Below are 14,112 nucleotides of genomic sequence, written 5' to 3'. Positions count from 1 at the left end.
CCATAACTTACAAAACGACGATCAACTTACGAAAGGGTCAATCGTCCTCTCCCTTTCCCTTCTTCCCGTTGTCCTTCTTCGCCGGCTTCCCCGGGCCCTTCTCGACCGGCGGCTTCGGCGGGGCGGGGTTCGCGGCGGGGCCGCCGGTCGTCTTGGGGGGCGGGGCAACCGTGGTGACCACGACCTGCGCGGCCGGGGCGACGAGGACCGAACGGCAGGCGGCGCCGTTGAGCGCGAAGTCGCTCGGCAGCGCGGACGTGTCGCTGTAGGCACCCGCGACGGTGAAGTCGGCGCCGGCGGACAGGTCGGTGACCAGGTCTCCGCCGCCGAGCAGGACCGTTGCGCCGTCCTGGTGCCAGGTCGCCCCGTCGATCGCGCCGATCGCCTGGCCGTCGGGCAGGCGGAAGCTGAGGCTCCAGCCGCCGGTGCCGCCCGCGGCCTTGAGCCGCAGGTCGGCGTTGAAGCTGCCCGCGTGCTCGGTGCGGACCGAGTACTCCACGCTGCAGTCGACCGGCGCCGGAGCCGAGGACGAGGAGGGCTCGGGACCGGAGGCGGGCTGGGCCGACTCGGCCGCGCTGCCCGAGGTGGACAGGGCCAGCACCCCGACGGCCGCGGCCGCCACGACGCCGCCCACCAGCACGCGGCCGCGCACCTGCCGCGGGAAGAGCACGGGCCGGGTCTCCTCCAGCACCGGCGCGTCCGGCTCGGAGGCGACGGGGGCCTCCAGCGTCAGGAAGCCGGCCAGGACGCCGGCCATCTCGGCGGCGGACGGGCGGTTCTCGGGCGCCTTGGCCAGGCACCGGGTGATGGCCGCCGCGACCGGCGCGTCGACCAGGTCGTCGGGCAGCGGCGCCGGGCGCGTGCGGCGGTGCGCCTCCAGCACGCCGGTCGTGCTCGCGCCCTCGGGCCACGGGAAGTGGCCGGCGAGGGCGCGGTACAGCAGCAGCCCCAACGCGTAAACGTCGGTCGCCGCGGTGGTGGGCAGCCCGCGAATGCGCTCCGGGGCCAGGTAGGCGGGGGTGCCGAGGATCTGCCCGCCGATGTCGCTGTCGTCCCCCGCGACCGCGGAGATGCCGAAGTCGACGAGCTTGGCCCCGCCGTCGGTGAGCATCACGTTGGCCGGCTTGATGTCGCGGTGCACGAGCCCGCGCGCGTGCACCGCCGCGAGCGCCGCGGCCAGCTCGGCCCCGGTGCGCAGGACCGTCTCGGGCGCCAGCGGGCCGGCCTCCTCCAGCGAGCGGCCGGTGACCAGCTCCATCACGACGTAGGGCACGCCGTCGGGGCCGTGGCCGAAGTCGTACACCTGCGCGATGTGCGGGTGGCTGAGCAGCGCGGCGGCCCGCGCCTCGGCCTGGATGCGCCGGCGGGAGTCGGGATCGGCGAGCAGCTTCGAGGCCAGGAGCTTGACCGCCACGGGTCGCTCGAGCACCTCGTCGAAGGCGCGCCAGACAACGGACATACCGCCCGTGCCCAGGGGCTCGATCAGCCGGTAACGTGCTCCACTCAGGCGATTCCCGTCCACGCCATGGTCATGCCCAGATTCACCTCGGTCACACGGAAATCAGCCGCCGGGTGAGCGCCGTGGGCCTCGAGGAGGGCGAGGAGGGGCTCGATCTTCTCGTACAACAGCAGGACGACATCCCCGGGCCGCGCCATCGCCAGGGCCGCCGGCACCGCCTCGTCGACCGTGCGCACCTCGACGCAGGCGGTCTCGGGCGCGGCCCGCAGCAGCTCGTCGCGGACGATCCCGGGCACCTCGCCGGGGGCCCGGCCGCGGCGGTCGGCGTCCTCGTAGAGCACCACCCGCCCGAACCGCGACCCGACCACCCTCGCGGACTCGCGCAGCAGGTCGTCGCGGCGGTCGCCGGGGAGCGTGACCGCGGCGACCGCGCGCTCGCAGCCCCACACCCGCTCGACCAGGTCGCTGACGGCGGCGATGGCGGCCGGGTTGTGCGCGTAGTCCACCAGCACGTCGACGTCGCCGCAGCGCAGCAGCGTGCCGCGGCCCGGGTTGTCGGCCGGGTCGGTGCCGAAGCGGCGCAGCCGGTCGGCGACCTGGGCGGTGGTCACGCCGAGCACCCGGGCCGCGGCCGCGGCGGCGAGCGCGTTGGCGACCAGGTGCCGGGCGGCGCCGCCGAAGCCGCCGCCGAGCTCGTTCGCGGCGAGCAGCGGCACCCACCGGCGGCCGGCCAGCTCGACGAGCCAGCCGTCGGCGAGCAGGTACGCCCGCCCACCGGAGTCCCAGTGCCGGCGCACGAGCGGGTTGCGCGGGTCGAGCGAGCACCAGATGATCTCGCGACCGGGGAACTCCAGCTCGCGGCTCCTCGGGTCGTCGGCGTTGAGCACCACCGCGCCGCCCTCGCGCACCCGCTCCGCCACGACCGACTTGAGGTCGACGAGCTCCTCGACGCTCTCGATGCCGTCCTGGCCGAGGTGGTCCGAGGAGAGGTTGGTGATGATGCCGACGTCGCTCCAGTCGTACCCGAGCCCCTGGCGCAGCAGCCCGCCGCGCGCGGTCTCGAGCACGGCCGCGTCGACGGTCGGGTCGCCGAGCACCACGCGGGCCGAGCGGGGGCCGGTCGCGTCGGCGCGCTGGATCAGCCGCCCGCCCACCACCACGCCGTCGGTCGTGGTCAGCCCGACGCGCAGCCCGGCCCCGGCGAGCAGGTGCGCGGTCAGCCGGGCCACCGTGGTCTTGCCGTTGGTGCCGGTGATGGCCACGATCGGGATCCGCGACGGCGTCCCGGCCGGGTAGAGCGCGTCGACGATCGCGGCCCCGACGTCGTGCTGCTCCAGGTGCATGCGCAGCCCGGGAGCGGCGTTGACCTCGATCACCCCGCCCCGGCGCAGGGACAGCTCCTCGGCGATGTCGGGCAGCCGCAGGTCGATCCCGGCGATGTCCAGCCCGACGAGGCCGGCGACCCGGCGGCACAGGTCGGCGATCGAGGGGTGCACGAGTTTGGTCACGTCGACGCTGGTACCGCCGGTAGAAAGGTTGGCGTTGTCGCGCAGCCACACCGTCCGTCCCGCCTCGGGCACGTCCCCCACCTCGAGCTCCTGGCGGCGCAGGAGCGTGTGGGCGACCTCGTCGACCGCGAGCCGGGTGAGCGCGCGGGCGTGCCCGTCGCCGCGTCGGGGGTCCTCGTTCGCGCGGGCGATGAGCCCGGCGATGTCGGTGCGGCCGTCGCCGATGACGTGTGCGGCGACCCGCTCGGCGGCGGCGACGATCTCGCCCCCGACGGTGAGCACCCGGTAGTCGCGGCCGTCGACCTGGCGCTCGACGACGGCGTCGCCGCCGTCCGCGGTCGCGGCCTCGAAGGCGGCGCGCACGGCGTCGGGGGTGTCCACGCCGAGGTACACGTGCCGCCCCTGCCGCCCGCCGCGGGGCTTGACCACGACCGGCGCGCCGAGCTCCTCGAACAGCTTCAGCGCCTCGGCCACGTTGTCGGCCGGCCCGCCCGCCGCGACCGGGATGCCGGCGTCCTCAAGCAGGCGGCGGGTGAGCTCCTTGTCCCCGGCGATGTCGACGCCGATGGCCGAGGTCTGGTCGGTCAGCGCCGCCCAGACCAGCCGCCGGTGGCGCCCGTAGCCGAGCCGCAGCAGGCTCAGGTCGCCGATGCGCTCGACGGGGATGCCGCGGGCGCGGGCGGCCTGGGCGATCGACTCGGTCGACGGGCCCGGCTTCTCGCGCTCGTACCGCCGCTGCAACTCGGCCAGATCGAGCGCCGGGGGCGTCTCTCCGCGAGTCAGCGGGAGCACGAACTGTCGAATCGCCTTTTCAAGCAGTTTCTCGGAGATTTCGGACTCAAGCGGCTCGTCGACGGGGCACTCCATGATCACGTCGAACGCGGCCGGGTCCTCGGTGCCCACCGTGCGGCCGAAACTGACCTCGCGGCCCATGAGGTTGGACAGCTCGATCGCGATGTGCTCCGCGGTGTGGCCGAAGTAGGTGCCGCCGTGCAGCCGCGCGACGAACCCGCCGGGCGCCCCCGCCGCGCAGTGGTGCTCAGCCAGCCCCGGCAGCAGCTCCAGCAGCCGCTCCGGCAGCCCCGGGAAGTCGCAGGTCTCGCGGCCGGTGAGCCCGTCGAGCAGCACCCGGGTCACCTGGACCGGGCGGGCGAGGTACCGGTTGGGCCCCCGCAGGCGCCGGCTGCTTTCAATACGCATTGTCCTCTTCCGCTCTCCTCATCGGCGACCGCTCGGTCAGGTTGAACCGGTGTCCGGCCGGCAGGACGTGCAGTTGGGCGCCCCACAGCGCGATCGGGCCGCCGGCCTCTCCGGCGAACCCGACCGAGGGGCAGTGGATGTCGCGCGCCTGGCCGGCGTCGATCACGGTGACCGTGCCGTGGCCGAGGACCTCGAAGACCTCGCCGTCGACGAGGATGGCGGTGTTCTCGTCGATGCCGAGCCCGAGCTCGTGCGGGAACATGGCGATGGCGCTGAGCAGCCGGTTGAGCCGCCCGCGCTCGGCGAAGTGCATGTCGATGAGCACGCCGGGCAGGAACTCCATGCCGGGGCCGGTCCGCACGCTGGTCGTGCTCACCGAGGCGACGCTCCCGCCGAGGATCATGGTGCTGGACATCATGGCGGCGCCCGCGCTCGTGCCGGCCAGGATCATGCCCTCGGCCAGCCGCGCGTGCAGCGCCGAGTCGACCTTGGAGCCGCCGACCACGGTGGTGATGCGCAACTGGTCGCCGCCGGTGAAGAAGACCCCGGTGGCGCGCTCGATCGCGGCCACGGCCAGGTCGCCGTTGGCGTCCTCGCGCGACTCCAGCCGCAGCGCCGTGACGCGCGCGGCACCGAGCCGGTGGAAGACCTCGGCGTACTCCTTCTCCCGCTCCCCCGGACTCTCGCTCGCGGTGGCGATCACGACAAGGTGCGCGTCACCCCCGCCGGCGAGCAGCACGAAGCGCTCGAGGATCTCGTCATCGCCGGCGTCGTGACTCTCCGCGCCCCCGATGACGAGCAGTTTTCCCGCCATCCCACCTCCACTCCCCATCTTGGGGACCGGGGGTGCCGGGCGTCCGACGTTTGCCCGGATTGCTCACGCGGGCTCCCCGCCGGGCGATGCCGGCACCGACCAGAGCCATGCATCGGAAATCGAGGTTCGAAAATGTTCGGTTCCTGGTCGCCGGTTGTGCGGCGACGGCATTGCGTATCGACGATCGTCTCATTACAGTGGGCGCACTATGTGCATATGAAACGTTTTAATGAAACGTTTCACAACCGAGGGAGCCCGCCATGCCCCTGCACAAACGAACGCGCGCGGCCGCCACCGCGCTCGTGTCGCTCGCCGCGCTGATACTCGTGGCACCCCCGTCCCCGGCCGCCGCGGCCACACCGGTCGCCCTGTCCGGGGCGCACTGGATCTGGTACCCCGAGGGCGACCCGCACGTCAGCGTGCCCGCCGCGACCCGCTACTTCCGCAAGACCTTCACCGTCGCGGCCGGTGCCGTCAGCGACGCCCAGCTCGTCGTCACCGGTGACGACACGGTCGACGTCTGGCTCAACGGGCGCCCCCTCGCCGGCTCGCCGCGGGTCACCGACTCCTGGAAGAACGCCGTCTACGTCGACCTGCAGAGCGCGCTCACGAGCGGCACCAACACCCTGGCCATCGCCGCGCGCAACACCACCGCGGGGCCGGCCGGGGTGCTCGGGCACGTGCGCGTGGTGACCGCGGGCGGCCAGGCCGACCTGGTCACGGACGCGAGCTGGAAGACCGCGCAGAGCGCTCCGGCCGGCTGGGAGCAGCCCGGCTTCGGCGACGGCGGCTGGGCGGCCGCGACCGACCTGGGGCTCTACGGGTCCTCGCCGTGGAACTCGTCCGTCGTGCTGCCCGACCCGAACGCCGCCTCGCCGCTGAGCGTCGCGACCGCGACGGTCGAGCACAGGGTCAACCCGCTCGGCGTCGACGCCGCGCGGCCGCTGTTCGGGTGGAAGCTGAGCGCCGCCGCGGGGCAGCAGGAGCAGGGGGCGTACCAGATCCAGGTCTCCACCACCAGCGCGAACACCGCCGACGTGTGGGACAGCGGGCGGGTCGCCTCGAGCAACCAGGTCGACGTCGCGTACGCGGGTCCGGCCCTGGCGAGCATGCGCGGGTACTCCTGGCGCGTGCGGGCCTGGGACACGCAGGGCCGCGCGGGGGCCTGGTCCGCGACCCAGTCGTTCGAGACGGCGCTGCGCAGCCCGGCCTCCGAGTGGACCGCGGACTTCGTCGGGGCGCCCGCGACCGGCGCCGACGTCTCCGGGGCAACGTGGATCTGGTACCCCGAGGGCGACCCCGCCGCCGGCGTGCCCGCCGCGACCCGGTACTTCCGCCGCACCTTCACCCTGACCGGCGCCCCGTCGAGCGCGACGCTCGTGGTGACCGGCGACGACACGGCCGACGTGTGGGTCAACGGCGTGCAGGTCAGCTCCTCGCCGCGGGTCACCGACTCGTGGAAGCGGGCGGCGACGCTCGACCTGGCCGGGCGGCTCACCAGCGGTACGAACACCATCGCCATCTCGGCGCAGAACACCACGCAGTCGCCGGCCGGCGTGCTGGCCAAGCTGACCGTCGCTGGTGGGCCGACCATCACCAGCGACGCCGCGTGGAAGGCCAGCACCACGAACCCGAGCGGCTGGAACACGACCGGCTTCAACGACTCGGCCTGGCCCGCGGCCCAGGCGGTCGCGGCCTACGGCACCGGGCCCTGGGGCTCCAACGTGCTCGTGGTCAAGCCGACGCCGCTGGTGCGCAAGGGCTTCACGGTGAGCAAGGCGGTGGCGTCGGCGCGGCTGCTGACCACCGCGCTCGGCCTGCACGAGACGCGGCTCAACGGGGCCAAGGTCGGCGCCGACGTGCTCGCGCCGGGATGGACCGACTACAACAAGCGGCTGCAGTACAAGGAGTACGACGTCACCGGGCAGATCCGCCAGGGCGCCAACGCGCTCGGGGCCTACGTCGGCAACGGCTGGTACTCCGGCAACGTCGGCTTCGCGGGCAGCCAGCTCTACGGCACCCAGCCGTGGTACTCCGCCCAGCTGGTGATCACGTTCACCGACGGCACCACGCAGACCGTCAAGACCGACGGCACCTGGAAGGTCACCACGGGCCCGATCCGATCCGACGACTTGTACGGCGGCGAGACCTACGACAACCGCATGGCCATCGCGGGCTGGGACGGCGCCGGCTTCAACGACGCCGCGTGGTCCTCGGTCGCGGTGCGCGGCGGCACGAAGCCCAACCTCGTCGCGCAGGTCGACAACGGCGTCACCGTCCAGCAGGACTTCCGGCCGGTCGCGATCACCCAGCCGCAGCCCGGCGTGTGGGTGCTCGACCTCGGGCAGAACTTCACCGGCTGGGACCGGCTGACGATGAGCGCCCCGGCCGGCACGACGGTGCAGCTGCGCCACGCCGAGGTGCTCAACCCCGACGGGACCATCTACACGGCGAACCTGCGGGGGGCGGCGGCGACGGATCGGTACACCTTCAGCGGCTCCGGCACCGAGACCTATGAGCCCCGGTTCACCGTGCACGGGTACCGGTACGTCGAGCTCACCGGCCTGCCGTCGGGCTTCACCCCGACCGCGGACACGCTGACCGGCCGCGCGGCGTGGACGAGCGGCGCGCAGTCCGGCACGTTCACCACGTCCAACGCGATGCTCAACCAGCTGGCGAAGAACATCCTGTGGGGCGAGCGCGACAACATGCTCTCGATCCCGACCGATTGCCCGCAGCGCGACGAGCGGCTGGGCTGGACCGGCGACATCGCGGCGTTCGTGGCCACGTCCACGTTCAACCTCGACGTGCACGGCTTCCTCGACAAGTTCGCCGACGACCTCACCGACGCGCAGCACGCCGACGGGGCGTTCACCGACGTGGCTCCGGGCGTGTCCGCGGGGGCCGGCACCGCCGGGTGGGGCGATGCCGGGGTGATCGTGCCGTACACCCTCTGGCAGCGCTACGGCGACGTGCGCGTGGTCGACGAGCACTTCGCGGCCATGGCCAAGTGGGTCGACTACCTGCGGGCCACCTCGGGCAGCGACCTGATCCGCAACGTGTCGACCTACGGCGACTGGCTCAACGTCAACGACAACACCGCCCAGGACGTCATCTCGACCGCGTTCTTCGCGTGGTCGGCGCGGCTGGTCTCACGGATGGCCGCGGCGACCGGGCGCACCGCCGAGGCGACCTCGTACGGGCAGCTCGCCGACCAGGTCGCGGCCGCGTTCACGAACCGGTTCGTGGCGGCCGACGGCACGGTCAGCGGCAACACGCAGACCGGGTACGTCCTCGCGCTCGCCTTCGGCCTGCTGCCCGCCAACCGCGTGCAGGCCGCGGCGGACAAGCTCGCCGCGAAGGTCGCCACGACCGGCGGCCACCTCTCGGTCGGCTTCCTCGGCGTGGAGAACCTGCTGCCGGTGCTGGCGAACAACGGCCACGCCGACACCGCCTACCAGATCCTCACGCAGCCCGGCTTCCCCGGCTGGGGATACATGATCAACAAGGGCGCGACCACGATCTGGGAGCGCTGGGACGGCATCCGCACCGACGGCTCGTTCAACGACCCGGGCATGAACTCCTTCAACCACTACGGTCTCGGCTCCGTGGGCGACTTCCTGTACCGCCAGGTCGGCGGCGTCGCCCCCGCGTCCCCCGGCTACGGCGCGCTCACGATCGCGCCCCAGCCCGGCGGCGGCCTGACCTCGGCCAAGTCGTCGTACGACACCCCGTACGGCGGCGCGGTCAGCGATTGGTCCATCTCCGGCGGCACCCTGACCCTGCGGGTGACGATCCCGGCGGGCACGACGGCGACGGTCAAGGTCCCGACGTCGAACGCGGCCTCGATCAGCGCTCCGGCCCAGGCGGTCCCGACCGCCGCGGCGACCTACTACCTCCCGTCCGGCTCCTACACCTTCACGGCCGTCGCCTGACCGACCCCGGCGCGGGACACTCAGTCGCATGAGTGTCCCGCGCCCCTTCTTCATCGACGGTGCAACGCTCCCGGCGACGACGCCGCCGAAGCTGACCGGCCCGTGGTCGCCCGCCGACACCCGCATCGACCGGGCGGTGCTCGTCCCGCTCCCGTCCGGGCACGCCCCCGAGGACGTGGCGGTCGACCCGTCCGGAGCGGTCTTCACGGGCACCCACGAGGGCGCCGTCTGGCAGCTTCGCGATGGCGCGTTCGAGCGCCTGGCCGAGACCGGCGGGCGTCCCCTGGGCATCGAGCACGACCCGGGCGACGACTCCCTGATCGTCTGCGACGCGTACCGCGGCCTGCTCCGCCTCACCCGCGACGGCACCGTGCGGGATCTGACCCGCTCGGCGGCCGGCACCGAGATCCTGTTCTGCAACAACGCGGCGATCGCCCGGGACGGCACCGTCTTCTTCAGCGACTCCTCGAGCCGCTTCCCGCTGGCGCACTGGCGCCGCGATCTGCTGGAGCACCGCCCGAACGGCCGCGTGCTGGCCTACGACCCGGCCGCGCGCACCACGACGGTCGTGGCCTCCGGGCTGTACTTCCCCAACGGCGTGGCCCTGACCCCGGACGACTCGGCCCTGCTCGTGTGCGAGACGGTCGCGCACCGCCTCACGCGCGTCGACCTGCCGTCGGGCGCCGCCACCGTGCTCACCGACCTGCCCGCCTACCCCGACAACATGTCCCCGGTCGGCGACGGCACCTTCTGGATCGCCCTGGCCAGCCCGCGCGTCGCGATCGCGGAGCGGCTGCTGCCCTACCCCCGCGTGCGCAAGGCGGTCGCGGTCCTGCCCACGTGGTTGCAGCCCCGGCCGGGCAAGCACACGATCGCGGCCCTGGTGGATGCGGACGGCACGGTGCTGCGCACGCTGCACAGCCCGGCGGGCCACTACCCGATGCTGACCGGCGTCCGCCAGTCCGGCGACCGGCTCTGGTTCGGCAGCCTGACCGAGCGTTCCCTGGCCCACGTCGACCTCGACCAAGCGGCGACCTCGTAGGCCAGCGGTCAGTCGGTCTCGGGCTGCTGGACGGGCAGGACGCGCGTGCGGTCCTCGTCCGGCTCGTCCGGGGCCGGTGCCGGGTCGGGCGCGGACGAGGACTCGCCGCGGGCCTCTTCCAGGGCGGCCGTCAGGGCCGCGTTGATGCGCGAGCCGCCGCGCTTGAAGCCGAGCTGCCTGCGCGCCTCCTCCACGACCTGCTCCTCGGTGCGCAGCAGCGTGTCGGACTCGATCCAGCGGATCAGGTCCACGAGGAGGGCGTGGGGGTACTCGGCGATCGGGCGGCCCGGCTCGAACTCCGGGCGGGGCGAGGACGGGCGGTCCGGCGCCGGTTCGTCGAGGTGCAGGACCACCGTCGGCTCGTTCGTGCGGCGGGCCTCCACCGCGGCCACGGCCTCGTCGTAGGCGGCCCGGGCGCGCGCGGTCTCCGCCTGCGGGTCGGCGAACCAGTCCGTCGACCAGATGCGGTGGAAGCGCCAGCCCAGGCGCTCGAGCTGCTCCTGCCGCAGCCGGTCGCGGTCGCGGGCGGTGCTCGCGGCGTGGTAGGCCTCGCCGTCCGTCTCGATGGCCAGGACCATCTCGTTCGGGTTGGTGGGATGGGCGCAGGCGAAGTCGATGGCGAAGCCGGCCACGCCGAAGCGCGGGGTCACCGGGACGCCCGCGGCCGTGAGGCGGCGCTCGACGTCGGCCTCGAAGGCGCCCAGGGCGGGGCGCTCGGCGGCGGCGGGGCTCAGCGAGGTGCCGCCGGACTCGGTGTACTCCAGGTAGGAGCGCAGCAGCCGCACCCCGTCGCTGGTCGAGCGGGCCGGGTCCATGTCGGCGGCGGTGAACGAGCTCACCAGGGTCATCCGGCGCCGGGCGCGCGTCACGGCCACGTTCAGCCGGCGTTCTCCGCCCGGGAGCAGGAGCGGGCCGAAGCGGTACAGCAGGCGCCCCTGGGCGTTCTTGCCGTAGCCGATCGACAGGATGATCGCGTCCCGCTCGTCGCCCTGGACGCGCTCGAGGTTCTTGACGAAGAAGGGCTCCGCCGCCGTCTCGGCGAAGAAGGCGTGCAGTTCGGGGCGGGCCGCCAGCACCCGGCGCAGGGCCAGGTCGATGCGCTCCGCGTGGGTGATGCCCATGGTGATGACGCCCAGCGACTCGTTCGGGCGGACCTGGGCGTGCTGCAGGATCAGCTCCACCACGCGGTCGACCTCGGCGGTCACCGAGTCGGGGGCGGACTCGTCGGCCGCACCGGACACGTGGACGTGCGCGACGCTGCCCTCCCCCGCGACGCCCGGGAAGGTGACGAGGGAGCCCTCGTAGATGTGGGCGTTGGAGAACCCGATCAGCCGGTCGTCCTGGCTGCGGTAGTGCCAGCGCAGCAGGTACCCGGGCAGCAGGGCGCTCAGCACGTCGAGGATGGATTCGTATCCGGACGTGAGGGACAGGTCGATGGAGCCGTCCGCGTTGACCCCGAGCGGATCGGTGCCGCCGCTCTCCTCCGCGGCCGTGAAGAACGACGTCGGCGGGAGCTGGTGCTCGTCGCCGGCGACCACGACCTGCCGGCCGCGCAGCAGGGCGGGCACGGCATCGGCCGGCGTGACCTGGCTGGCCTCGTCGAACACGACCACGTCGAACAGGTCGGCCTGGGGCGGGAGCAGCTGGGAGACCACGAGCGGGCTCATCGCCCAGCAGGGCCGCAGCGCGGTGAGCATGTGCGGGGCGGCCGCGAAGAGCTGACGGATCGGCAGGTGGCGGCGCTTCAGGTTCGCCTGGTGCTCGACGAGGCGGCTCTCGTCCGGGTGCTCGTCGCGGACCTTGGTGATGTGCTCGGCCACGGCCCGCAGCACGCGGGTGGCGGTGGCGTCGATGTGGCGGTGGTCGGCGTCGCGGTACTCGGCGACGGTCCGCGCGTGCAGGGGCCCGTCGAACGCGCCCACCCGCGGGTCGGTGAAGTTCAGGTGCTGCAGGATCGAGGCGTGCCAGCAGGCGTCGAAGACCGCGGCGGCCTGGTCGGCATCGGCCCGGCGGGCCTGCAGGTCGTCCACCAGCTCGTGCAGGCCGGCCCGGGCGAACGCGTCGGCCAGCTCGTTGAGGCGGGGCACGCGGCGCAGGGTGCGCTCGTCGGCGGCCAGGGCCTGCGCGGTGCGGGCCAGGCGGTCGAGGTCCATGGTGAGCAGGGGGATGTGCACGCAGTACCGCTGCAGCTCCTGCACTTCCCGGTCGAGCGCGTCGAACGCGGCCCGGGCGCGGGGCAGCTCGTCGGGGAGGCGCGGCACGCCACCCCACTGCTCCCGCTGGCGGTGGGCCACGGCCAGGCCCTCGAAGAGCTGCTCGGCGCTCGGGGTCCCGCCGCCGCGCCAGAGCCCGGCGGCCTGCTTGCGCAGCTTGCGCCGGGCCCACCAGCCCAGGTCCGCGACCTGCAGGTATGGGCTCAGATCCGCCTGGTACACCTCCGGCCGGAAGACGCTGAGCGTGGCCGCGATCTGCTCGAGGAACGCGAACTGCGCCCGCCAGCCGGTCACGTTCGCCGGGCGGGGCAGGCCGGTCCGGGCCGCGACGTATTCCAGCGCGGGCCGCGCCTCGGGCAGCGTGCGCCCGGACAGGCGCTCGGCGAGCTCGAAGGCGGCCTGGGCCTCCTGCGGGGTGTGGACCTCGGCCCCGACCCAGCCGGACTGCTGCTCGGTCAGGGCGAACCCGCCGACCGTGGCGTAGTCGCGCAGCTGCTCGCGGATGCGCCGGGCGCCCGCCTCGTCGAGGCCGGCCAGGACGGGGCCGCGCAGCCGGACGGCGGTCATCGGGGTGACGAGCGCGTTGAGCCGGATCAGCTCGGTCTGGGCCTGGAACGCCGAGATCCCCCACGGGCCCCGGATCTGGTGCATGGCCTCGTCGTGGTCGTTGAGCGCGGCCCGCCGGGCGGTCAGCGTCTCGTGCAGCACCGCCAGGTCGGGCTGGGCGATGCGGGCCGCGGAGTCGAACGCGGCCTTGAGGTCGGCGGCGACCTTCCTTCTGGAGGTCGTACCGTCGTGCACGTCCATCACCAGGTTGCCCAGGCCGCGCCGGGTCAGCCGGTCGGTCACGGCGGTGATCGCCGCGCGCTTCTCGGCCACGAACAGCACCCGCTTGCCCTGGGCGACCAGCGACGCGATGAGGTTGGCGATGGTCTGGCTCTTGCCGGTGCCGGGCGGGCCCTTGATCACGCTGTGCTGGCCGGCGAGGACGGCGTTGATCGCGTAGTTCTGCGAGGAGTCGGCGTCGAGGACCAGGAACTCGTCCTCCGGCGGGATCCAGTCGGGGTCGCGCACGGCGATGCCCGACGCCGGGCGCAGCGCGGCCTGGGCGTCGCGGTCGCCGGCGATGGCCGCGATGACGTCGTGCTCGATCAGCGCCCGGGCGCCGACCCGCAGGTCGGTGACCATCGGCAGCTTGGCGTAGGAGAAGGTGCCGAGCACGAACCGGGGCGTGACGGCGAAGCCGCGGACCCGCCCGGCGGTCTCCTTGGCGAGCCGTTCGTACAGCGGCTGAGGATCGAATCCGGAGGCGTAGCTGACCAGCTCCTCGAGCTCGTCGGCGTCGACGCGGATGCCGAAGTCCTCCTCGAGCAGCTGCAGCAGCGTCGGGTTGAGCTCCAGGTCGCCCTGCAGGGTGAGGTCGAAGTCGTCCTCGGCCGCGCCGCGGGCGCGCAGCTGGGCCGAGCGCAGCAGCACCGGGGCGGCCGGCGCGGCACCGGCACCGGGGGCCGGGGTCCAGGTGGCGCTGCCGATCGCGGCGAAGCACGTCTCGATGCCCCGCTCCTCGGTGAGCTCGCGGGCCTTGTTGCGGATCGTGCGGGCCCGCTTGATCGCGGCGGCGTGGGCGTCCGGCTCCGGGAACAGCTGGCCGAGCGGCAGCGTGCGCCCGCCCAGCAGCGCCTGCTGGGCCACCGGATCGGCGCTCGTCAGGTCCAGGGTGCCCGCGCGCAGGTCGCGGTAGTACAGCAGCGTGTTGCGGCCGCCGAGGTCGATCAGCTGTGACCGCCAGCGACGGGCCGCCTCCTGAACGAGCGCGCCCCTTGCTTCCTCCACGAGCAGAGCGTATCCGTCCTGGCAAGTGATTGATCGGGACCTTTACTGTTAACAAACCTTCGCGTAATCTTCCCCGCCAAGGGCGCCCTAACCCCCTTCTACCCGAGG

At 73.5% G+C, this 14,112-nt stretch carries 6 protein-coding genes; 2 read left to right on the top strand and 4 right to left on the bottom strand.

Annotation, left to right across the window (positions count from 1 at the left end; translation table 11 throughout):
* Positions 1–37: 37 nt before the first annotated feature.
* Genes AC6JBM_RS47055 through AC6JBM_RS47045 form a run of 3 tightly spaced genes read right to left on the bottom strand, consistent with a single transcriptional unit; the run spans position 38 to position 4,981 of the window.
* A complete protein-coding gene (locus tag AC6JBM_RS47055) occupies positions 38–1,522 on the bottom strand; it encodes a serine/threonine-protein kinase (RefSeq protein ID WP_497980138.1) in 1,485 nt (494 codons plus the stop codon).
* A complete protein-coding gene (gene cphA / locus AC6JBM_RS47050) occupies positions 1,504–4,167 on the bottom strand; it encodes a cyanophycin synthetase (protein ID WP_497980137.1) in 2,664 nt (887 codons plus the stop codon). The genes AC6JBM_RS47055 and cphA overlap by 19 nt, the downstream gene beginning before the upstream one ends.
* Positions 4,157–4,981: a cyanophycinase gene (locus AC6JBM_RS47045; RefSeq protein ID WP_350619771.1), complete on the bottom strand. Its 825-nt coding sequence runs from the start codon at positions 4,979–4,981 to the stop codon at positions 4,157–4,159. Before AC6JBM_RS47045 ends, cphA begins: the two co-directional genes overlap by 11 nt.
* A gap of 260 nt (positions 4,982–5,241) precedes the next feature.
* Here AC6JBM_RS47045 and AC6JBM_RS47040 point away from each other — a divergent pair, with 260 nt between their 5' ends.
* A complete protein-coding gene (locus tag AC6JBM_RS47040; RefSeq protein WP_497980136.1) occupies positions 5,242–8,916 on the top strand; it encodes a family 78 glycoside hydrolase catalytic domain in 3,675 nt (1,224 codons plus the stop codon).
* A 28-nt stretch (positions 8,917–8,944) separates the two neighbouring features.
* Entirely contained in the window at positions 8,945–9,958 is a 1,014-nt protein-coding gene (locus AC6JBM_RS47035; RefSeq protein ID WP_497980135.1) for an SMP-30/gluconolactonase/LRE family protein, read from the top strand.
* 8 nt (positions 9,959–9,966) lie between these two features.
* Here the strand turns inward: AC6JBM_RS47035 and AC6JBM_RS47030 are convergent, their stop codons facing one another.
* Complete coding sequence (locus AC6JBM_RS47030) at positions 9,967–14,004, bottom strand: PDDEXK-like endonuclease domain-containing protein (RefSeq protein ID WP_497980134.1); 4,038 nt, start codon at positions 14,002–14,004, stop codon at positions 9,967–9,969.
* Between the last annotated feature and the right edge of the window lie 108 nt (positions 14,005–14,112).

The organism is Dactylosporangium thailandense (genome assembly GCF_059739745.1).
Note: the sequence above shows the minus strand (reverse complement) of the source record. Positions and strands in the feature narration are given on the sequence as shown.

Bases quoted from the DNA above. Each gene is read 5' to 3' on its own strand.
- cphA (WP_497980137.1), bottom strand. From the start codon at position 4,167: ATGCGTATTGAAAGCAGCCGGCGCCTGCGGGGGCCCAACCGGTACCTC.
- AC6JBM_RS47045 (WP_350619771.1), bottom strand. From the start codon at position 4,981: ATGGCGGGAAAACTGCTCGTCATCGGGGGCGCGGAGAGTCACGACGCC.
- AC6JBM_RS47040 (WP_497980136.1), top strand. From the start codon at position 5,242: ATGCCCCTGCACAAACGAACGCGCGCGGCCGCCACCGCGCTCGTGTCG.
- AC6JBM_RS47035 (WP_497980135.1), top strand. From the start codon at position 8,945: ATGAGTGTCCCGCGCCCCTTCTTCATCGACGGTGCAACGCTCCCGGCG.